Source organism: Vibrio kanaloae (genome assembly GCF_024347535.1).
In the GTDB taxonomy this organism is placed as follows: domain Bacteria; phylum Pseudomonadota; class Gammaproteobacteria; order Enterobacterales; family Vibrionaceae; genus Vibrio; species Vibrio kanaloae.
On record NZ_AP025497.1, the window covers coordinates 1,496,305 to 1,517,270 of the forward strand.

The 20,966-nt window shown below is 42.6% G+C and carries 23 protein-coding genes; 19 read left to right on the forward strand and 4 right to left on the reverse strand.

Features of this window, described 5'->3' with window-relative positions; translation table 11 throughout:
* Window positions 1-99 precede the first annotated feature (99 nt).
* Window positions 100-615 (forward strand): P-loop NTPase family protein, encoded by a 516-nt coding sequence (locus OCV24_RS07010; protein WP_137008251.1) that lies wholly within the window; start codon window positions 100-102, stop codon window positions 613-615.
* 191 nt (window positions 616-806) lie between these two features.
* On the opposite strand, the gene OCV24_RS07015 is transcribed toward OCV24_RS07010, so the two are convergent.
* Complete coding sequence (locus tag OCV24_RS07015) at window positions 807-1,139, reverse strand: PBPRA1643 family SWIM/SEC-C metal-binding motif protein (RefSeq protein ID WP_017057340.1); 333 nt, start codon at window positions 1,137-1,139, stop codon at window positions 807-809.
* Between the two features lie 221 nt (window positions 1,140-1,360).
* On the opposite strand from OCV24_RS07015, the gene OCV24_RS07020 reads away from it, so the two are divergent.
* The 4 genes from OCV24_RS07020 to OCV24_RS07035 all read left to right on the forward strand — a co-directional run bounded on the left by OCV24_RS07020 (window position 1,361) and on the right by OCV24_RS07035 (window position 3,228).
* A complete protein-coding gene (locus OCV24_RS07020; RefSeq protein WP_017057339.1) occupies window positions 1,361-2,092 on the forward strand; it encodes an SDR family oxidoreductase in 732 nt (243 codons plus the stop codon).
* 134 nt (window positions 2,093-2,226) lie between these two features.
* Window positions 2,227-2,478 carry a Rho-binding antiterminator gene (locus OCV24_RS07025; RefSeq protein WP_017057338.1) on the forward strand — a complete coding sequence of 84 codons (252 nt, stop codon included), beginning with the start codon at window positions 2,227-2,229 and terminating at the stop codon, window positions 2,476-2,478.
* A gap of 8 nt (window positions 2,479-2,486) precedes the next feature.
* Complete coding sequence (locus OCV24_RS07030; protein WP_136980905.1) at window positions 2,487-2,720, forward strand: hypothetical protein; 234 nt, start codon at window positions 2,487-2,489, stop codon at window positions 2,718-2,720.
* A gap of 58 nt (window positions 2,721-2,778) precedes the next feature.
* Window positions 2,779-3,228: a GyrI-like domain-containing protein gene (locus OCV24_RS07035; RefSeq protein WP_017057336.1), complete on the forward strand. Its 450-nt coding sequence runs from the start codon at window positions 2,779-2,781 to the stop codon at window positions 3,226-3,228.
* Between the two features lie 191 nt (window positions 3,229-3,419).
* Here OCV24_RS07035 and OCV24_RS07040 read toward each other — a convergent pair whose 3' ends face one another.
* On the reverse strand, window positions 3,420-4,079 hold the full coding sequence (locus tag OCV24_RS07040) for a glutathione S-transferase (protein WP_150878546.1): 660 nt from the start codon (window positions 4,077-4,079) through the stop codon (window positions 3,420-3,422).
* A 104-nt stretch (window positions 4,080-4,183) separates the two neighbouring features.
* On the opposite strand from OCV24_RS07040, the gene OCV24_RS07045 reads away from it, so the two are divergent.
* Window positions 4,184-6,439, forward strand: coding sequence for a peptidase U32 family protein (locus OCV24_RS07045; protein WP_017057334.1), 2,256 nt, complete (start codon window positions 4,184-4,186; stop codon window positions 6,437-6,439).
* Window positions 6,440-6,554: 115 nt separating this feature from the next.
* Here OCV24_RS07045 and OCV24_RS07050 read toward each other — a convergent pair whose 3' ends face one another.
* Both OCV24_RS07050 and OCV24_RS07055 read right to left on the reverse strand, forming a co-directional pair.
* A complete protein-coding gene (locus OCV24_RS07050; protein ID WP_017057333.1) occupies window positions 6,555-7,019 on the reverse strand; it encodes an acyl-CoA thioesterase in 465 nt (154 codons plus the stop codon).
* Window positions 7,020-7,217: 198 nt separating this feature from the next.
* Window positions 7,218-9,041 (reverse strand): ABC transporter ATP-binding protein/permease, encoded by a 1,824-nt coding sequence (locus OCV24_RS07055; protein WP_150878548.1) that lies wholly within the window; start codon window positions 9,039-9,041, stop codon window positions 7,218-7,220.
* Between the two features lie 562 nt (window positions 9,042-9,603).
* Between OCV24_RS07055 and artP the strand changes: the two genes are divergently transcribed.
* The 13 genes from artP (at window position 9,604) to OCV24_RS07130 (ending at window position 20,827) form a co-directional block, all read left to right on the forward strand.
* Window positions 9,604-10,332: an arginine ABC transporter ATP-binding protein ArtP gene (gene artP / locus OCV24_RS07060; RefSeq protein ID WP_150878550.1), complete on the forward strand. Its 729-nt coding sequence runs from the start codon at window positions 9,604-9,606 to the stop codon at window positions 10,330-10,332.
* A 120-nt stretch (window positions 10,333-10,452) separates the two neighbouring features.
* The gene (locus OCV24_RS07065; protein WP_137026561.1) at window positions 10,453-11,184 is read left to right on the forward strand and encodes a lysine/arginine/ornithine ABC transporter substrate-binding protein; all 732 of its coding nucleotides are present in this window, start codon (window positions 10,453-10,455) and stop codon (window positions 11,182-11,184) included.
* A 3-nt stretch (window positions 11,185-11,187) separates the two neighbouring features.
* Window positions 11,188-11,874, forward strand: coding sequence for an arginine ABC transporter permease ArtQ (artQ, locus tag OCV24_RS07070; protein WP_150878552.1), 687 nt, complete (start codon window positions 11,188-11,190; stop codon window positions 11,872-11,874).
* Window positions 11,871-12,539: an arginine ABC transporter permease ArtM gene (gene artM / locus OCV24_RS07075; RefSeq protein WP_150878554.1), complete on the forward strand. Its 669-nt coding sequence runs from the start codon at window positions 11,871-11,873 to the stop codon at window positions 12,537-12,539. Before artQ ends, artM begins: the two co-directional genes overlap by 4 nt.
* A gap of 370 nt (window positions 12,540-12,909) precedes the next feature.
* Window positions 12,910-13,161 (forward strand): TIGR03643 family protein, encoded by a 252-nt coding sequence (locus tag OCV24_RS07080; protein WP_150878556.1) that lies wholly within the window; start codon window positions 12,910-12,912, stop codon window positions 13,159-13,161.
* Between the two features lie 149 nt (window positions 13,162-13,310).
* Window positions 13,311-14,213 carry a DUF2806 domain-containing protein gene (locus tag OCV24_RS07085; RefSeq protein ID WP_150878558.1) on the forward strand — a complete coding sequence of 301 codons (903 nt, stop codon included), beginning with the start codon at window positions 13,311-13,313 and terminating at the stop codon, window positions 14,211-14,213.
* Window positions 14,214-14,985: 772 nt separating this feature from the next.
* Window positions 14,986-15,474, forward strand: coding sequence for an AAA family ATPase (locus tag OCV24_RS07090; RefSeq protein ID WP_150878560.1), 489 nt, complete (start codon window positions 14,986-14,988; stop codon window positions 15,472-15,474).
* Between the two features lie 778 nt (window positions 15,475-16,252).
* The gene (locus OCV24_RS07100; protein WP_077681811.1) at window positions 16,253-16,756 is read left to right on the forward strand and encodes a DUF4236 domain-containing protein; all 504 of its coding nucleotides are present in this window, start codon (window positions 16,253-16,255) and stop codon (window positions 16,754-16,756) included.
* Between the two features lie 136 nt (window positions 16,757-16,892).
* Window positions 16,893-17,474 carry a hypothetical protein gene (locus OCV24_RS07105; RefSeq protein WP_150878562.1) on the forward strand — a complete coding sequence of 194 codons (582 nt, stop codon included), beginning with the start codon at window positions 16,893-16,895 and terminating at the stop codon, window positions 17,472-17,474.
* A gap of 662 nt (window positions 17,475-18,136) precedes the next feature.
* Window positions 18,137-18,631, forward strand: a complete 495-nt coding sequence (locus OCV24_RS07115) for a GNAT family N-acetyltransferase (protein WP_137009262.1) — start codon at window positions 18,137-18,139, stop codon at window positions 18,629-18,631.
* Between the two features lie 149 nt (window positions 18,632-18,780).
* The gene (locus tag OCV24_RS07120; protein WP_150878564.1) at window positions 18,781-19,227 is read left to right on the forward strand and encodes a GNAT family N-acetyltransferase; all 447 of its coding nucleotides are present in this window, start codon (window positions 18,781-18,783) and stop codon (window positions 19,225-19,227) included.
* A 621-nt stretch (window positions 19,228-19,848) separates the two neighbouring features.
* On the forward strand, window positions 19,849-20,265 hold the full coding sequence (locus OCV24_RS07125) for a hypothetical protein (RefSeq protein ID WP_017058487.1): 417 nt from the start codon (window positions 19,849-19,851) through the stop codon (window positions 20,263-20,265).
* 133 nt (window positions 20,266-20,398) lie between these two features.
* The gene (locus OCV24_RS07130; protein ID WP_150878566.1) at window positions 20,399-20,827 is read left to right on the forward strand and encodes a hypothetical protein; all 429 of its coding nucleotides are present in this window, start codon (window positions 20,399-20,401) and stop codon (window positions 20,825-20,827) included.
* Window positions 20,828-20,966 lie beyond the last annotated feature (139 nt).

The window sequence follows — 20,966 nt, forward strand, 5'->3', positions numbered from 1 at the left end:
GAATGGTGGGATTGTTGATGCGCTTTGTTTATCGAACCCACCCGTAAGGTGGGTTTTTTGTCGCTGTCTTATGGGTTTTATCTGAATAGAGGAAGTCATATGAAAAAGATCGCGGTTTTTGGCAAGCCTGGGAGTGGAAAGTCCACAATCAGCAAAGCGTTAGCACTCGCTACAGGCATAGAGCTTCACCAGTTGGACTCGATTGTTTATAAGGCCAACGGAGAGTTTGTTGAGCGTGAAGTGTTCGAGCAGGCTCATGAGAGCATACTTAGTTCAGAAAGCTGGATCATCGATGGATTTGGCCCATTAGGTTCATTCAACACACGTTTAGAAGCCGCTGATACCTTGGTTTATATCGACCTTCCTTATCCAATTAGCTACTGGTTCGTCACCAAGCGAATGCTCAAAGGGTTGTTCGTTAAACCTGAAGGCTGGCCTGATGGAAGTTCAGTTATAAAAGGTACGATACAAAGTTATAAGACACTAAAACTGTGTCCTAAATTTTGGAATGACGACTTTAGAGCGCAGTTAGAATTGCGCGCTAAAGAGAAAGAGGTTCACATAATCAGAAGCGTGAGTGAATTGAATAATTTTGTTCGTCAACATGTCACTTAACATGTATTGTTTTACCTTGCTATAAACGTTTTTATTTACTCATAACTTCATGAAAATATTTAGATTTAACTCAACATGTGGCATATTTTACATATGTTTGGTTTATACAAATAAAAACGGGAAGGCCTCGATGATCTTCCCGTTAAGTATTACTTAACTCAGCGTGCTATTGGCAGTTTGAATAAGAAGCCTTATGCACAACACTTCTTGTATTTATTACCGCTACCGCAAGAACATGGGTCGTTACGGTTAGGCGTCTTTTCAAATGTCATTGTTTTTGGCTTGTTTAGCAGAATATCAAGCTCAAGCGTATTTTCTTCTTTCTCTGCGTTTACTGTTACGTTAACAAAGATAGTTTGTTCGGCTGCTAGCGCTTCAACTTCTGCTTTACGTGCTTCAGTTTGAACCGTTGCGACGATTGGAGATTCTTCAGTACCCGCTTTTACATCGCGGTTTACGTTGTAGCCAGCAAGAACGTGGTTCTGTCTTGTTTCAATACGGCCTTTGAAAAATAGTTTCGACATTGGGTACTCAGTAAAATGTTGAATGGCGCTATTTTTAATGGTGATAGCGCAATGGAGCGGCGATTATACGCATATATTCAAATTGATAAAGCAGTGATGTGGCTGAAGCTTGTTTAGCTTAATCCAAAAGCAAACCGAATTTTTCCAGACCCGTTGAAGGGATAGTGTAGCGCTCGTAGAGGATTCAGATTGTGTTAAAACATAAATGTAAGGAGGTTATTTTGAAAAAGGTAGTTATTGTAACAGGCGGGAGCAGAGGTATTGGTGCTGCGACGTCTAAGTTGTTGGCCAGCAAGGGTTATGCCGTATGTGTTAACTTCATACACAATGAGTCGCGAGCTGAAGGTCTAGTGAACGAGATTCGCGAACAGGGCGGAACCGCGATTAGTGTACGTGCGGATGTCTCTGTTGAATCGGACGTGAAATCCTTATTTGAAATTGCTCGTAATAAATTAGGCTCAGTGACTCACTTGGTCAATAATGCCGGGATCTTGTTTACCCAATCTGCGTTGGTTGATATTGAATTTGACCGCTTTGAGAAAGTGATGAAATCGAATGTGTCCAGCTGTTTCTTGTGTAGCAAAGCTTTCATTAAACAAGCCCCAGATGGTGGTTCGATAGTCAACGTTTCTTCCGCGGCCTCTAGAACGGGCGCACCATTTGAATATGTGGATTATGCAGCATCGAAAGGCGCTATGGATTCGCTCACCAAAGGTTTATCGCTTGAATTGGCTTCCCGAAATATTCGAGTGAATGGCGTTAGACCGGGATGCATTTATACTGAAATGCACGCTGATGGTGGAGAGCCAGGGAGAGTGGATAGATTGGCATCACAGCTTCCACTTCAACGTGGTGGTACACCAGAAGAAGTCGCTAATTCGATAGCATGGTTATTGTCTGATGAAGCTTCTTATGTAACAGGCTCGTTTATAGATATTGCAGGTGGTCGATAGAGCCTTGAAAGCAGGTCGCTAGATTGAGAAATAACAACCTAAAAAATTAGAATATGGTCAAGTAGTTGAAAATTTTGTGGTTAACTTATTGTTTATAAGAACATAGTATAAGGATGAGTCGCATTGGGGGGCTTATGATTAGTTGCAACGATTACGATTATATTGAGATTGTGTGTATGCACCGATACCCAATCAAGTTAACGCTGAAGTCTGGCGAACAGATTGAATGTGTTGGGTTAGATACCCAGCGCAATGACAGCCGTGAAGAGTGCATTAAAGTCAGTATTCAAGGTGTAGAACAACTTGTCGTACTCACAGACCTTTCCACACTAGAAGTTTGTGTCGACAACCCTCATTTTAAGCAGATTTCATTCAAAACGTCATAGGCTTTCAAATGAATAACACCATAGAACAATGCTATTGCACCGCATGCCGAGAAGATACACAACACGTTGTGGTGTTGGTCAGAAAGACGAGTGCGTTTGCAGACAAACCTAACCAAAAGCGAAGCGAGTTTTGGGCAGGCGTGATAAAAGGTTGGTTCCTCGGCCCGTTTATCGCGTCAATGGATGAGTTTTCTCGTCATCTTGTCTGTGAAAAGTGTGGCCATAAAGAGATACAAGATTAGTTAAGATTATTTAAAAATTTAGTAGAGTTACGCGTCGATTGGCTTAGGAATAAAACGAATGAAAGTAGAAATGATTGAAGCCGTGAAGGCGTATGGTTTTTCAGTAAGAACCACCAATACCGATGAGATGGACCCAGCAACAGCCAAGATAGGGCAATTGTGGCAGGGCTTTTTTGACCAAGCATTTCCGAAATTAACACCGGATTCAAAAGTGTATGGCGTTTACACTAACTACGAGTCTGACTTTACGGGCGAATTTGATGTTATCGCGTGTACTAATGCACTTACGGATCAGAATTTAGATGCGCTTGTAGAAACCGAAATAGAGGCGGGTAAGTACTTAACGTTTTCTGCTGAAGGTGAATTACCACAAGCTGTGATCGATCTATGGGGTGAAGTGTGGGCGTATTTCAACGCTGCTGACTGCCCACATGTGAGAACTTACACGACAGATTTCGAATTCTACAAAGGTGAAACTGAAGTCGAGATTTCGATAGCGATCAAGTGATTGGTTTAAAGAGTACAAAGGCTTAACTTAGACTGTGATGTCTAATCAAGAGATGGGTTAAGCCTTTGAATATCTGTTCATTACAAAGAAGATACAGTGTCACGTAACTACTTTAATACCTAGGAATTATCTATTCCAGAGTTCCCCAAGATCACCCCAGATACACTTAAGTCACCCAAAATTCTCTTAAGTCATCCAAAAAGACAATCTTGCTTGGTTTCATTCCACAAAGGGTATTGCTTCATGACTTGGGTGTAGAGCTTACTTTCGAGATGCGATCTTAACCAACGTCCTACGTTTTGGTATTCCGATTTCACAAACCACTTCTTTTCGACTCGCACAAACTGACTGACAAAAGGCATCACAGCAAAATCGGCCAAGCTTGGGGTTTCTCCAAAAAAGTAGGGCTGATCGGTGAGTCGCGCTTCTAACTGACTAATGAAGGTTTCGCAGGCTTGTCGGCGTTGTTCAACATCGATGTTTCGGTAACGAACCGATGCACGATACTTTTCTAAGTGACCAATAAATTCTTCATCGCTGGTTTTAATGAGCTGTTGAACTTGTTCGCTAAGCGCTGGATTGCTTGAACGTAGAAGATCTTGAGGATCGTTTTGTTGAAGTGCCCAGTTCATCACATCTAAGCTCTGTTCAATGACTTGACCATTGCGTAACACCAATACAGGCACTGTTCCTTTTGGCGAACTGGCCAATAGTTCGCTAGGCTTGTCTTTGGTAACGATTTCTCGAAGTAACACTTTTTGCTGTGATAGTGCGATGCCCATTCGTCCGCGCATTGCATAAGGGCAACGACGCAAAGAATAAAGGATAGGTAGATCGGATTCGTTCGGCATTATTGAGGTCATTTAGTTTGAAAAGTGTTGTACGGTGGTAAAGAGATCGTGATGTGGGTAGAATACGCGGCTTAAAAATTATAAGTAAGTGAGCGACTTCAAAAATGAGCAGAAAAATTGAGTTATTAGCCCCAGGTGGCGATGTAGAAGCGATAAAAGCCGCCATCGTAGCGGGTGCTAATGCAGTTTATTGTGGTTTAGACACATTCAACGCTCGTAACAGAGCTTCTAACCTATCGTTAGACGAATTGAATGGTGTGATTCGCCTTGCTCATGAATACGGCTGTGAAGTGTTCCTGACTCTTAACGTTGTGCTACTGGAGCATGAGACTAAGAGCATCACCAAACTGCTGAACCAGCTTGTGAACACCAAAGTGGACGGCATCATTGTTCAAGACTTGGGTTTATTCAACCTGGTTAAGAAGCATTTCCCATCATTAGACGTTCACGCGTCGACTCAGTTAACTACGCACAACGAAGGCCAGATTAAGTTCTTGTCTAAGATTGGCGCGACACGCGTTAACTTGTCTCGTGAGTTGAACCTGCCTGAAATCAAGATGCTGACGGAAGTGGCACACGATCACGACGTACTAACCGAAGTGTTCGTACACGGCGCTCTGTGTATCGCATTCTCTGGTCAATGTTACTCAAGCTCAGTAAGTGTGGGTAACTCAGGTAACCGTGGTCGTTGTAGCCAAGCGTGTCGTGATGAATACGAAATCACCAACGCGGGCAACAAGTTCCCACTCAACCTGAAAGATAACTCAGCTTACTACGACCTACCTGAATTGGTTGACGCGAAAGTCGACTCACTGAAAGTAGAAGGCCGTATTAAAGGCGCACACTACGTTTACACTGTGGTAGACACATGGCGTAAACAGATTGATAGCTTTGTAGAAAGTGGTTTGTTGATCGAAGACGATTCGAACCTGCACAAAGTATTCAACCGTGATTTCACCAACTCTTTCCTAAAGGGCAACCTAACAAAAGACATGTTCATCGATAACCCGCGCGACAACAGTATGAACTACGCTGTTGAGAAAGCGACGGAGCAGAACAACGAAATCTCAGTCGTACAAATTCAAGAAGTGACCAACGAACTTCACCAGGCGAAAGACGTTCTTGGTAACGAAATGCGTGACAAGATCGAGTTCCTTGATATTCGTAAGACACCAGTAGCCCTGTCGTTCAGTGCAAAAGTGGGTCAACCATTTACGGTGACTGTGAACACGCCAAAAGAGAACTTTACCCTTCAATCTAAATCGCTATTGAAAGCGGTTGAAGAGAAGGCGATCACTCAAGAGCTACTTGAGAAGCGATTCAAAAACGTGAAGAGTGCAGTTCACACACTAGAAAGCCACAATTTCAGTGAAGTGGATGCAGGTTTGTTGATTCCTTTAAAAGAAGTTTCAGACCTGAAAGATGAGATCGACTTCATTCTGAACGGCTCTGTGGAAGTGATTAAGCACGTTGAAGTGCCAGCACTGCCTCAACACCCTAAAGTGAACGAGAAGCCGACGATGTCGATGCTTATCGCCGATGTAGAAGACTTACACCTGTGTGACGTGACTGACGCGGATGTTTACTTCAAACTTCCAGAAAGCTTCAAGAAGCGTTGTAACAAGTACATCGATATCTTGGCATCAAACCCACGTTTGATTCCTTGGTTCCCAGCGGTATTGATCGGTAAAGATTACGACGAAGCGGTTCGTATTCTTGAAGAGATTAAGCCAGCTCGCATCGTAACCAACAACACGGGTATTGCTTACAAAGCTTATGAGATGGGCATTGAGTGGGTTGCAGGCCCGTTTATGAACACAACCAACTCTCACGCACTGGTTACTCTGAGAGAAGAGCTGAACTGTGCCGGCGCATTCATTTCGAACGAGATTAACAAAGGTCAGATTCGTCATATTCGCCGCCCAGAGAACTTCAAACTGTTCTACAGCATTTACCACCCAATCTTGATGATGACCAGCCGTCAGTGTTTCTTCCAAAGAACGGTGGGTTGTAACAAGCCAAGCATTGAAGCGGGTTGTATGTTGAAGTGTGAGAAAGCAACCACGATTACCAACGTGAAAGGCATCTCTTTCGCGGTTGATAAACAGAAGGGTGGCTACCCAAGCATTTACAACCACGAGCAGTTCTTGAACCATGACGCAGTGACTGATTTCTCTGGTCTGTTCGACGAGTTCTTCATTGACCTAACCAACATCGGTGCAGGTTCTAAAGAAGTGAAAGACAAAGTCGAGCTTATTAAGCATTTCGAAGCGCTACTGAACGGCGTTGAAGGTTCACAACAGAACCTAGAGCAGATGGTTGAAGTTCGAACTAATGCTCAATACGTTCAAGGTTTATAACGCTTAAACGCGTAACTGCTTATAAGCACTCTGAACCAATAAACAAAAGGCCACTCAATCGAGTGGCCTTTTTAATGTCTGAAACTTTCTGAGTCTTTCTCAATCAGCGAATACGTTATTCCGTCACCGCTTCTTGTTTGAAGCATGGGCTTTTCAACGTGTTCATCTTTTCGATTTCATTGGTCAAGCGCAGCGAGAGCAGGGCTTTTTGGTTCGAAGCAAAATCAAACATCACGATAGTCGCAGTACCAACGGTCGTCACTTTCTGCTGAGCCTTACTGACAATGGTGTATTCCATAGTGAACCGATCATCTTGAATGTCGGTAACACGTGAGCCAACCATCAAGGTATCCGGATACGTGACTGGGCGGAAATACTTACAGTAAGTGTCACCAAGAACAGGGCCAACTTTGGTAATCGCCATCTCTTCCATCAACTCAACGTGCTTGAAAAAATCTAAGCGAGCGGTTTCGAAATAGCGAAAATACACCGCGTTGTTAACGTGATTAAGTGCATCCATTTCTCCCCAAGCGACAGGTATTTCTGTTACTACCGGGTAGTCAGACAATAATTCTTCCATGCGAACCCTCTTATTGTTATCTGTGTAATTAATGTTATCTGGGTAATTAACGTTATCTGCTTATTCTTCAGCGGGATAAGTTGTTATTGGAATAAAAATCCTACCGCCAAATTAACAAAACCGCAACATGTGTGATTCAAGTTTTTGAAGCTTGAAACCACACAATGTCAGTGACTTAGTTGCACATCCACTTAATGATTACGCACTAAGGTGTTTGAATTGCAGCTCAACCAAGCGTTGGTACAATTCGCAGCTATTGATGAGAGACTGGTGGTCGCCGATGTCTACTAGCTGTCCTTTATCGAGCACTGCAATCTGGTCGGCGTGTTTAATTGTTGATAATCGATGAGCGATAATGATCGTCGTTCTGCCACGCATCAACTCTTCTAACGCTTGTTGTACGTGATGCTCACTTTCACTGTCTAGCGCGCTGGTTGCTTCGTCCAACAATAGAATATTCGGATCTTTCAAGATGGCACGTGCGATGGCAATACGTTGTCTCTGTCCGCCAGAAAGCCTTACACCGCGTTCACCAAGAAAGCTATTGTAGCCATAAGGCAGGTTTTGAATGAACTCGTGTGCGTGCGCTTTCTTCGCTGCTTCGATAACTTGCTCGTCTGTTGCCTGCGGGTTGCCGTAGCGAATATTATGGAACACATCGTTGCTGAACAGAGCAGGTTGCTGCGGCACCAATGCCATCTGCTTTCTTAGCTCGTTAGGATCAAACTGATTCAGTTCAATACCGCCTAAGGTGACTTTACCCACTTGTGGGTCGTAAAAACGTTGCAGCAGTTCGAACAGGGTAGTTTTACCCGCGCCAGACGGGCCAACCAATGCCAACACTTTGCCTTCATGGGCAGTGAGCGTGAGGTTGCTTGTTGCGGGTTGGTCCGGTCTTGATGGGTAACAGAAAGTCACATCATCAAATGCGACTTCTGGCGTTACGTTAGCAAGCGAAGTTGGATTCGCAACTGGCGCAACAATATGGCTTTCAACTTGTAGGATCTCGATTAAGCGCTCGGTCGCACCTGCCGCCCGTTGCAGTTCGCCCATCACTTCTGAAATCGTACCTAATGATGAAGCAACCATGATTGCGTAGAACACAAACGCGGCTAGATCGCCCGCCGACATGGTGCCGTTGATAACATCACTGCCACCAACCCAAAGCATGCCTGCGATAGCACTGAATACAATCACGATAACACCAGAGATAAGAATCGCGCGCTGTTTTACACGCTGACGACCAATCTCATAAGCCTTTTCCACTTCTACCTCGAATGACGCTTTCTCTTGTTCTTCTCGGCTGTAGCTTTGCACGGTTTTAATGTGCTCAATCGCTTCACCTGCGTAAGAACCGACATCAGACATCGAATCTTGGCTTTGACGAGACAAGGCTCTCACACGACGCCCGTACACAAGAATCGGAATCAAGATAAATGGCACCGAGGCCAATACAATCAACGTCAGCTTAATATTGGTCGCAAACAGCATGATGATCGCACCAATACACATCAACGCGCTGCGCATCGCCATAGAGAACGACGAACCTATGATGCTTTGAAGCAGAGTGGTGTCCGTTGTGATGCGCGACATGATGTCGCCACTGCCATTGGTCTCGAAGTAACTCGGATGCAGTGTCACGACATGATTGAAAACCGATAAGCGAATGTCTGCACTCACGCGTTCCCCAACAGAAGAAACCAAATAGAAGCGGAAGAAAGTACCAATCGAGATCAACACGACCACGACCATGATGAACTGGATTGCGCTGCCTAAATCTGAGAGTGATTGTTGGCTAAAACCTTGGTCGATGAGAAGACGAATACCGTGTCCGACTGAAAGGGTTAAGCTCGCCGTGAAGACCAACGCGATCAACGCAGCAATAACACGACCTTTATAAGGCTGAATGAATTTACTCAGCTCAAACAAAATACTGAGGCTTTTTTTCTCAGGTTTGGCATCGGGATTCTTTTGAGTCTGTCGCTGGTTTGAGTCGAGCGTAGAAGAGACATCGTTTTGCATATGACTGCCTTAATGTGTTGTCGCTTTAAAAATAGATGGCTTGTTGCTTATGACTAATTGCTTATGGTTTATGACTTATTGCCTGTACTGCGCGTTGTTCGCTGGAAAGTCATTGTTGTTGAGAATAGAACCCATTAAAGCATTTATTGCGCTGTGACGCTCCCCAGGAAACTCAATTTCCAATATTTCCTCACCACTAAGTGAATAATTCAAAACGACCTTAAAGGAAAACTAAGCATTTTGATCCAGCCAGTGTGATAGGAAAGATGGGTGTTTAACCCTAATTTTTATGCAAGTAAATTAGCGTTAATAGGAGAGTGCGCTCATAAGTTAGCAATCGAGTGATGATTTATAAATTGACAGTAAAACGTTTGCTATTTATCTCGATATTAACTTTATCAATGGCTTGCAACTTTTAGTTGTAAGACCAGTTATAGCGACTGTTTTTTACGCAATATTTGTTACAAAAATTCAACAAAGTAGTTTTTTATACATTTTTCTTGCATAAAACCTCGGATTGAATAGAATAACCAGTAAATGACAATCAATGCAGTATTGTGGCATGAGTATTCAAGTAAAGAGCATCAACAAATCATACGGTGATACCCAAGTTCTTCATGACATCAGTTTCGACTGTGAGAGTGGCGAAACCTTGGTATTGCTTGGCCCAAGCGGCGCGGGCAAGAGTTCATTACTGCGTGTATTGAACCTGCTTGAAATCGCGGACAACGGCGAATTAGACATTGCGAACGAGCAATTCGATTTTTCAAGCCAAATCCAAGAGAAGCAGGGGCTTAAACTTCGTCGTAAAGTCGGCATGGTGTTCCAGCAATACAACTTATGGCCACACATGACGGTGATGGAAAACTTGATTGAAGCACCAACCAAAGTTGGGGGGGGGGATAAGCAAGAAGCGATTAAGCAAGCGCAAGAAGTATTAAAGACACTTCAACTTGCTGACAAAGCAGACGCTTGGCCACTTCAACTGTCTGGCGGTCAACAACAGCGTGTTGCGATTGCACGTGCGCTGATGATGAAACCGGATGTGTTGTTGTTTGATGAACCAACAGCGGCGCTTGATCCTGAGATCACCAACCAAGTCGTGAGCATTATTAAAGAATTGAGCGGAACAGGCATTACCCAAGTGGTCGTGACGCACGAAGTCGATTTCGCGAAGAAGATTGCTAGCCACGTTCTGTATCTAGAGAAAGGGTACATCGTTGAACACGGCACCAGTGATTCATTCGTTAATCCGCAGACACCTGAGTTTGCTGAATATTTGACTCATTAAGTAAGTCACGTATTAAAAGAAAGTTGGCTCATTAGATTTAGCTAAACACAACATCAATTAAAACAATCAAATTATAAGAATGGCCACAGGCCTCTATTACACAGTATTCGGAGTAACAAAATGAAAAAGATTCTACTAGCTTCACTTATCGGCCTTGCTTCTTTCAACGCAGCGGCGCAAGAAGAAATCAAATTCGCAATGGAAGCAACTTACGCACCATTCGAGTACATGGATGAGAACAACCAAATTCAAGGTTTTGACGTAGACTTAGCAAACGCACTTTGTGAAGAGCTGAAAGCAACGTGTACTTTCCACAACCAAGCATTCGATAGCTTGATCCCTGCACTTAAATTCAAACGTTACGATGCGGCTATCTCGGCAATGGACATCACAGAAGCGCGTCTTAAACAAGTGAACTTCTCTAACACTTACTACGATAACTCTGCAGCATTCATCTCTTTCGAAGGCAAAATAGCAGACCAAGCAGCACTAGGAGGTAAGCGTGTTGGTGTTCAAAACGGTTCGACTCACCAGAGCTTCCTACTTGAGCAAATGACTGGCGTAACAGCGGTACCTTACTCAAGCTACCAAGATGCATTCATCGACATGAAGAACGGTCGTATCGACTCTGTATTCGGTGACACAGCCGTTGTAGCAGAATGGTTCAAGAAAGAAGACAATCTAACTTACGTTGGCGACCAAGTAACAAACCAAGAGTACTTCGGTAACGGCTTCGGTATCGCAATAAACAAGAGCAACCAAGAACTTGTAGACCAGCTTAACGTTGCACTTGCTGCAGTGAAAGCGAACGGCGAATACGACAAGATCTTCAACAAGTACTTCGGTAAGTAATTTATGGAATTAACGGGTTACTCTTTAGGGCTCGTCGAAGCAAGCTGGATGACTGTTCAGCTTGCATTCGTAAGCCTATTGGTTGGATTGGTTCTAGCAGTTTTGTTTGCAAGTGGTGAGATGTCTCGTCGTATTGCAATCAAATGGCCAATGACTGCATTTGTGACGATTGTTCGTGGTTTACCAGAAATTCTGGTCGTACTGTTTATCTACTTTGGTTCGACACAAGTTCTGTTCATGATCACTGGCGACTTCATCGAAGTGAGCCCGTTCTTATCTGGTGTTGTTGCACTGTCACTTATCTTTGCTTCTTACGCTTCACAAACCATCCGTGGTGCTTTGAAAGCAGTAAGCAAAGGGCAAAGAGAAGCAGCAAGCGCGCTTGGCATCTCTCAATCACGTTCATTCTTTCGTATAGTTTTACCTCAAGCGGTAAGACACGCACTACCAGGGTTAACCAACCAATGGTTAGTGTTGCTGAAAGACACCGCATTAGTATCGCTGATTGGCGTAACGGATTTGCTGAAACAAGCACAACTAACATCCGCTGCAACGCACGAAGCATTTACTTGGTACGCGACAGCAGCTGCAATCTACTTGGTCATCACTTTAATCACACAAAGATTGGTAAAAGTGATTGATGGTAAGTTCTCTATTCAAGGTTTGGGTAACAAAGGGGCAATGGCATGAATCAACAATACCTCTCTCAATTGCTTGAAGGCTTAGCGACCAGTCTTCAACTCACAGGTGCTTCATTGCTGGTTGGTTGTATCTTGTCACTGCTGATGACGGTAACGCTAATCCTAAGAATACCGGCGATTCACTGGTTAACACGTGGCATCATTACGCTGTTCACCGGCACACCATTATTAGTTCAGATCTTCTTGGTGTATTACGGCCCGGGTCAGTTCGACTGGATTCGTGAAAGCTTCATGTGGACTTGGTTAAGCCAACCTTGGTTCTGTGCAATGTTAGCATTAGCTTTGAACACCGCGGCATACAGCACGCTACTGTTCAGAGGTGCATTCAACGCCATTCCAGCAGGGCAGTGGGAAGCATGTCGCGCTCTCGGCATGGACAAAATCGCAACGCTGAAAGTGTTACTGCCATACGCTCTACGCCGCGCTGTTCCAGCTTACTCGAACGAAGTGATTCTAGTTTTCAAAGGCACGTCACTGGCAAGCACCATCACCATCATGGATTTGATGGGCTACGCTCAGCGTATCAACGGCCAAACTTACGACACACTCACCGTGTTCGGTATTGCTGGCGTATTCTACCTAGCAGTAAACGGCATACTAACGTTGATCTTCCGTCAGGTAGAGAAGAAAGCCCTAGCATTCGAAGCGGCGTAAGCTAGCCACTCACAAGTTTAACTAACGTATAAAGCCTGACATTTATGTTGTATAGATGGCAGGTTTTTTTGTGTTTAGGATTAGCACATCGAAGCGCTGTAATTATGTACAGTTTGATGATGTTACTGGCACAATCATACTATATGGAAAGTTTCTGCATTTTGTGACGTACTCAACTTTACCTAGTTTTAAGCTACTGAAATTAATTGACTAATAGTGGTATGCTTTCGAGTATATGAAACTAGACCGAATCATTCTGTATTTAAATGCAGAATAATTCGGTCTAATAGCTGTTAGGTGTTTATCAGTTATCTGAACTAAAACTCGAGTTTGAACGTAAAAATTGCCATTTCGAAGTAGGTAGTTTGATATGGAATTGACCTCAGAAGTCGAGTCAAGAATTATAGAAATGGCGTGGGAAGATCGCACACCATTTGAAGCGATAGAGCTTCAATTTGGTTTGAATGAATCAGAAGTTATTCGGTTTATGCGTAGTCGGCTCAAATCAAATAGTTTTAAATTATGGCGTAAACGAGTATCCGGTCGCAATACAAAGCATATGAAGCTACGTAGCCCAGATATTACTAAAGGTTACTGTCCAACTCAGTATAAGCACCGGTAATCGCTTCACACCTAACAAAGCGTTTAAGACAGATTCCCAACGCATGGCATTTTTCATTCCATCGTTGGGTTTTGTGTTTAAGGTGGTATGGTTAGGTTTCGTGGTGGCGTTGCTCACTACTTAACGCGGCGTTAGAAAAAGGAGTAAATATGCAATTTCCGGGAGAGGCTTTAGTCATTCGATTGTGGGATTCCGTAGAAAAATTATCTATTGGTGCTTTAAACCCGTACCAGCAAAAGCGTTTGGAAAACCAAAGAAGAAGTTCTGAGATCTCAGAATTACTGCATGAGAATAAATTAGCTGAAATCAGCTCTGATCTAGAGCTTTTAAGAAATAATCCTGATATTCCTGATAGTGTAAGTAGCACATTAGCAGCTGTTGCTGAGAAAAGAAATCGGGAAGAAAAAAATGTCATATCGTCAATAGCTTATGCTCAAGCGTCTTTAGAAGATGGTGGAGCGACGGGTCGAGAAGGAGCAATTGATACGGACTGGATGAATCGTTGGTACGATTATGCTTCACGAGTAACAAATGATGATCTTCAACAATTGTGGGGGAAAATATTAGCAGGTGAAGTTCGGAAAGAAAACTCGGTCTCATATAGGTTAATGGATTTTATAGATAAACTCACCTCTACTGAAATAGATGAAATATCGTTGATATTGTCAATGGTGGAAACTAGTAATCTAATTTTGTTTCGTGGTGAGAAGCATGTTGAAAAGTTCTTTGAACAGAATGGTATTGACTCTAATTGCATTCAAAAATACACAGATCTTGGGGTATTAGGCTCCTCAACAACTGGTATTGTGAATGTCACTACTAACTTAGACTTTACAAAGTTCAATTATTTTACATTCAACTATGCAGGCTGCTCCTTTCAGTTGTCCTTAAAACAAGAACAAAATGAAAGTAAATCGATTAGGTATTATTCACTGGGTACTATGGGACAATCCCTAATGCATTTATCAAATTATACTTTTAATCAGTCTTACTTAGACTCACTATCAAAAGACTTGTTAGAAGAAAATATTGTTTCAACACAGTGCTCATAAATTGTTTCTAACAAAACGTTTAAGACAGATTCCCAACGCATGGCATTTTCAGTGTTAATGGTTGGGTTTTGTGTTTAAGGTGGTAACGTTAAGTTCAGTGGTGCGTTGCTCACTACTTAACGTGGCGTTATACGCTATATGAAGAAAGCCTAAAAATTCAGGTCAAAAATTGCAATTTTCAGCATTGGGTTCTGGTCTTTGGGCGTCGTGATTTCCCAGTTTCAATTCTCGTTTTCTCCGGTCCGTGGCTGAGTTTTGGCCTACCGTTTATCGGTGGTTTTCTTCTTTGGTGCTGATTTTTCAGGGTCATTCTAGGCGGCGTTTTTTGCTGAAACTCAGCTCTGTGAGTTTGTCTTTCTAAAAGCCGATTTACTCGCCGAAAGGGCGCTTTCTCTGGTGTGGTGAGGTTACGTGGTTTCAGTGAGTTTGTGGAAAGTCCTCATTGTGAAATTGTCTTTCCAAAAAGTGCTTTTTGGTGTTGCAGGTCCGCTTTCTGCGGCGCGGTTTGCTCCAAGTGGTTTCAGTGGCAAGTCGCGGTAAGTCTAAGCCTGACGTAAGTGCATCAAAGCACATAAAAATCATGGCTTCAAAGTAGGGCTTGGCATAAAATCTTGGCTTAAACGTTCATGCGTATAACAAAGCGTTCAAGAGGGATTTGGCACGCGTGGCATTTTTAGTATGCGTTGGGTTCAGTGTTTATGGCGCTGTGCGGTAGCTTTTGTATTGCGTGCCGGCACCCCTTAACGCGGCGTTATGCGTAGATGGAGGAAACATGGAAAATCAGGGAAAGCTGTTCTTCTTTTGTGGCAAGATGGGGTCAGGCAAATCGACTAAATCTAAGGTTGTGGCTGCTGAAAATAATGCAGTCCTAATTTCAGAAGACGATTGGTTGTCGGCTCATTATCCTTCACAAATTCAAACATTTGACGACTACATTAAGTACTCTAATCTCATTAAGCCTTTCGTTAAAAGCCATGTTCAAAGTTTGTTGAATGTTGGGGTTAACGTTGTCATGGATTTTCCAGCAAATACTATTAAGCAAAGAGCTTGGTTCGTATCACTGTGTGTCGAAGTAGGTAGTGAGCATGAGCTTTGGTATTTAGACTTAACAGATGAGCAATGTTTATCCCAAATTGCTAAGCGCCGAGTAGAACAACCTGACAGAGCTATGTTTGACACAGAGGCTGTATTTCATCATGTGACTCAGTATTTTGAAGCTCCAGCAGCGAGTGAAAAACTCAGTCTGGTACGTGTGGGGTAATACGCATAACAAAGCGTTTAAGGCAGATTCGCAACGCTCGGCACTTTCGGTTTGAATCTGCTTTAGTGTTTACGGCACAATGGTCAGGCTAAGTGGTGGCGTTGCTCACTACTTAACGCGGCGTTAGTTTGCAAGAGGAAAAACGCAGCTATATCGCAAGATCTAGTGGTAAAAGCTCAAAGTTTAAGTTGTCGTATTGGTTTTCAATTTTAGTGTTAACTAGCGTGGTGAAAATCAAAAATTGGCATCGTTTCAACGGTTGATTTGTTCTTTGGTGCGGTGACTTTGGGGTTAACTGAGTCGAAGTTTTTTGCTGAAACTCCGCTCGTTGAGTTTGTTGGTACAAAAGCCGATTTACTCGCTGAAATGGCGTTTTCTCTGGTGTGGTAAGTTCATGTGGTTTCAGTGGCTTTGTTGAAAGTCCGCATTGTGAGATTGGTTTTCCAAAAGCGCTTTTTGGTGTTGTGAGTTCTTTTTCTGCGGCGTTGTTTGTTCCACGTGGTTTCATTGAGTAGCCGCTTTGAGACTAAGCCTGACTTAATTGAATCAAAACATATAAAGTTTATTGTTTGCAAAGTTTAAAGTGACTTAAAATCAACGCTTTGGGTTTGCAAACTAACAAACTGCTCAAGAGGGATTCGCAACGCGTGGCATTTTTACTATGCGTTGGTTTTAGTGATTAAGGTGGTTTGCGGCGGCTTTGGTATTGCGTTGCTCACCCCTTAGCAGGGCGTTATGGCTCACACGATATTCAACGTTTGGCTGTCTAGAGGGAATTATGGGATTCAAATTTCGAAAGCGTATAAAAATCGCACCAGGGCTTCACGTTAACGTTAGTAAAAGTGGTGTTAGCACCTCAATCGGAAAGCCAGGTGCTACGGTAAATATTGGCAAAAAGGGTGTGAAAGCAACGGTAGGAATTCCCGGTTCTGGCCTTTCATATAGTCAGAATTTAACGGGTAGCGGTAATCCGAAGGAAGTCTCGTCAAACACTGGTAAAGGTAGTTCTTTGCTAGGTAAAACGTTGCTAACCATTGTAGCTTTCTTATTAATTGCCAACTTTTTTGGTTCTCCTCCTGAATCAGTTACCTTGTTTAGTACGGTTGAAGTTAAAAGTTTACGTGTAAGAGCTGAACCAACGACTAACTCAAAGGTAGTCAATCAAGTGGTCGCTGGGGACAAGGTTGAGGTTATTCAAACAAGTGGTGGTTGGGTGTTTATTAAAGGTAATGGGGTTAAAGGTTGGGTTGTCGCAGAGTACCTTTCAAGTCCAGAGCCATAACAAAGCGTTTAAGACGGATTCCCAACGCTTGGCATTCTCAGTTTGATTCAGCTTTAGTGTTTACGGCACAATGGTTTAGGTAGGGTGGTCTGCGTTGCTCACCACTTAACGCGGCGTTATGTTCTAGGAGATGTACATGGATAATACTAGAGAATTTTGGCTTAAAGAACTTGAGCAAGCAAAACAGTCCGGGAATCAACAGCAAGTTGATAACTACAATTATCTTTTGTCGACGTACACTGATTCGTATTTTGATAACCTTACGCAATTTTTCGACAAATTACCTAATGATGGTGACTTGATGCTGCTCGTTCTGAAAGGTCATTTATTGGTTGAGCAGCAAATTCGTAGCTATGTAAACAATCACTTCCCAAATCAAAAGGCACTCAAAGGAGTGTTTAAAGAAACATCTACAGTGATCAGCCTCGGTCGTGCGTACTGTGATGATAACTGTGAAGAGACGATGCAATTGTGGGATTGTTTTGCGAAGTTGAACAATATTCGAAATCATATGGCACACAATATCGACCATACTGGTTTAGAGCACAAAATAGAGGACTTCCTAGTCAAGTCTGAAAAATTTGTGTCTTTTTTACCAAATAGCGACAGTGTTTTCGATCGAATGCACAGCGCTATCAATGCTATTTACCAAAAAGCATTATATCTTGCGACAGTACAAGAAAAGCAATATCAACACTTCGTTGAGTCACGAACATAACAAACTGTTCAAGAGGGATTCACAACGCGTGGCATTTTCACTATGCGTTGGTTTTAGTTATTAAGGTGGTATGCGGAAGCGTTAGTATTGCGTTGCTCACCCCTTAACAGGGCGTTAGTTTGCAAAGGGCAGAGAGGCGTTTATAGTCTAAGAGCTTTGTTCTGCGTTCTAGCTATTCACCTGTTATTTCCCAAAGACTTTTTCATCGAAATAGGCATCTCGCGTAGCCAGTTTTTCGGCTAATTGGCTTCCGTGTCATTCAATTCTTCCGTGTTAGTAAGGTTCATTTCTCAATATTCTTGCACGCTGCTTCTTTGGTTTTGAACGTTAAGCGGGAACATTGAAAGATGGTATTTGTGGCTGTCGGCATCTACGAAAGTCTTCTTAGCCAAGTGCGTTTTGTTGGTTGGGTTTAAATTCTGAGCTGCCCGTTTTACTTTTGCGTTCAAAGCCATTAGTTTTACAGCTAATTCAGCACTTTGGCGCTAAACCTTTGGCTTCATCGCGGTGGCAAACTAACAAAGCGCTTAAGGCAGACTCGCAACGCGTGGCATTTTTAGTATGCGTTGATTTATGTGTTTAAGGTGTTATGCAGTGACTTCGTATTACGTTGCTCACTACTTAGCTTAGCGTTATAAGGCTCGAAGACAAAAGGAATTTACGTGGAAATCAGAGTAGGGAAGCTAAGCGATGTCGCAGCCATCACCGATATCTTTAACTTTTACATAGAGCATACTAACGCTCGTTTTGAAGAGCAGGCATTTACGCAAGAAAACCGTCTAAATTGGTTCTCTCAATTCTCATGTAATAGTAAGCATCAACTTTTCGTTGCTATCGAAAGTGGGGAGTTGCTAGGTTTCGCATGTTCCCAGCCTTATAGGGACATTTCAGCATTTGAGGATACAGCCGAAGTTACTGTGTACCTTGCTTTAAGAGCAAAAGGTAAAGGTGTTGGTTCAAAACTATATTCTAAGTTGTTCTCATCAATTTCTGGTTACGGAGTCCACAGGGTGTTGTCAGGTATCGCATTACCTAATGATGCTTCAGTTGCCTTACACAAACGTTTTGGTTTTAGAGAAATTGGCGTATTCAATGAATATGCAAAGAAAAATGGTGAGTACATTAGTTCGGTTTGGTTGGAAAAGGCGCTTAACTAAAAGTCCGCCTTATAACAAAGCGTTTAAGACAGATTCCCAACGCTCGGCATTTTCGGTTTGCTTTGAATTTAGTGTTTACGGCACAATGGTTTAGGTCAGGTGGTGGCGTTGCTCACTACTTAACGCGGCGTTATGTGCTCGGAGGAAATATGGAAATTCAGAAGGTTCTAAAAACGGATTTAGACGCAGTAACAAGGCTTGTTTCAGAGGTCTCCGCCAAGGATGTACTTCCATTGCTTAATGAACAAGGAAAACAAGAGTATAAGGACAGAGTATTACCTGACCTAGCGTCTACTCTTGATGATGAGAAGTTTTCATCAATTAAGGCTGTATCGGGTGGGGAAGTTCTAGGTTTTGCCGCTTTGCGTGGTGGAAATTATCTAACCCATTTGTTTGTTGCAAATTCACAGCAGGGTTCAGGCTTAGGTCGTACTTTATTGAATCATTTGCTTGATCAGACAGACGCTCGTGAAGTTAGCCTACGTTCATCGGTGAATGCTGTTGGTTTTTACAATCGTAATGGTTTCGTAGCAACAGGTGAAGAAGCCGAGTTCAACGGAATTAGGTTCGTACCCATGTCTTTAGTACGCACATAACAAAGCATTTAAGAGTGATTCGCAACGCTTGGCGTTTTCGCTTCGCTCAAGTATAGCCAAGTGTCGCTCACACCTTAATGCGGCGTTAGTTTGCAAAGGGCAGAAAAACGTTTATGGTCTAAAAGCCTTGTTCTGCGTTCTAGCTATTCACCTGTTATTTCCCAAAGACTTTTCATCGAAATAGGCATCTCGCGTAGCCCGTTTTTCGGTTAATTGGCTTTCGTGTTATTCAATTCTTTCGTGTTAGTAAGGTTCACTTCTCAACGTTCTTGCGCGCTGCTTCTTTGGTTTTGAAAGTTAAGCAGGAACATTGAAAGATGGTATTTGTGGCTGTCGGCATCTACGAAAGTCTTCTTAGCCAAGTGCGTTTTGTTGGTTGGGTTTAAATTCTGATCTGTCCGTTTTACTTTTGTGTTCAAAGCCATTAGTTTTAGAGCTAATTCAGCACCTTGGCGCTAAACCTTTAGTTTCATCGCGGTGGCAAACTAACAAAACGCTTAAGACGGACTAACAAACGTTTGGCATTTTTAGTTCGGTTTAGTTGCGTGTTTAAGGTGTTTTAATTGAGTGAAGTGGCACGTTTGTTAGCCACTTAGCTTAGCGTTAGGCATTTGGAGAAATATGGATTATCTATCTTTAGCTGTTGGATTTTTGGTGGGGACTTTAACAGGTGCTTCAGGTACTTATTTTGGAAATAAATATACTGATATTCGCCATAGGCAAGAGCAAAATAAATCTGAACGTGAAATGTGGTTAACCCTTGAAAGTAAGTACCCCAACTTAATTGCTGAGATGAAAGAAGACTTTTCCAATCCCAAAAATTCGTCTATTAGAAAGTTTGCAATTAAATCTAGTAAAACGACTCTAAACGTCGGTGAGCGTTGCTTTGAATACCACACTGATAAACACATTGATATATTTTCTTCGGTAGATTACTTGAAAGATTTAGGTCTTGTCGAAGAGCTTTCTGTTCAAGGCTGTCCCATGTACCGCTATAAAGAAAGGTTTGCAGAGTACCTAATTGGAAAAAATGCCTAACAAAGCGCTTAAGTCAGATTCGCAACACGTGGCATTTTTAGTATGCGTTGATTTATGTGTTTAAGGTGTTATGCAGTGACTTCGTATTGCGTTGCTCACTACTTAGCTTAGCGTTATGTGCAAGGAGGGTTTTATGTTCAACTTCTTTAAGAAAAAGAAGACAGGCTTGGATGTCGTAATTCATAATCTAACTGTGATGGGATATGACATTCTTCCGTATGGTATTGCTGTTGCTAAAGCAGAATTAGCCAGCGGTTATCGTCCCGCAGAAGTAGCATCTCATATTGCGTTTACTACTATGGCTCGTGATATCCATGAAGCTGGAGATGATTTCCTGAAAATCAGTGCAATTTATCCCCATGGTATGGCACTGCTCGATGTCCTAAAAAGCTGTAAGGATGACAATCTAATGAATCCTACTCAGTGGGAAAATGACTCTACAGCTGTGTATCGCATAATTACGATTGATGATCAGCAGTTAGAATGGATCGGAAATATTTTAAATGATCCTGTCGCTGGTAAAGAACGTTTGGCAAGTAGCAGAATCGACTATCAGGAATAAAAAGCACATAACAATCAATTTAAGAGGGATTCACAACGCTTGGCATTTTTGCTTCTACTTCAAATTTAGTGTTTATGGCACAATGCTTTAGGTGTGGATGGTAGCGTTGTTCACCCCTTAATTGGGCGTTATGTCACAA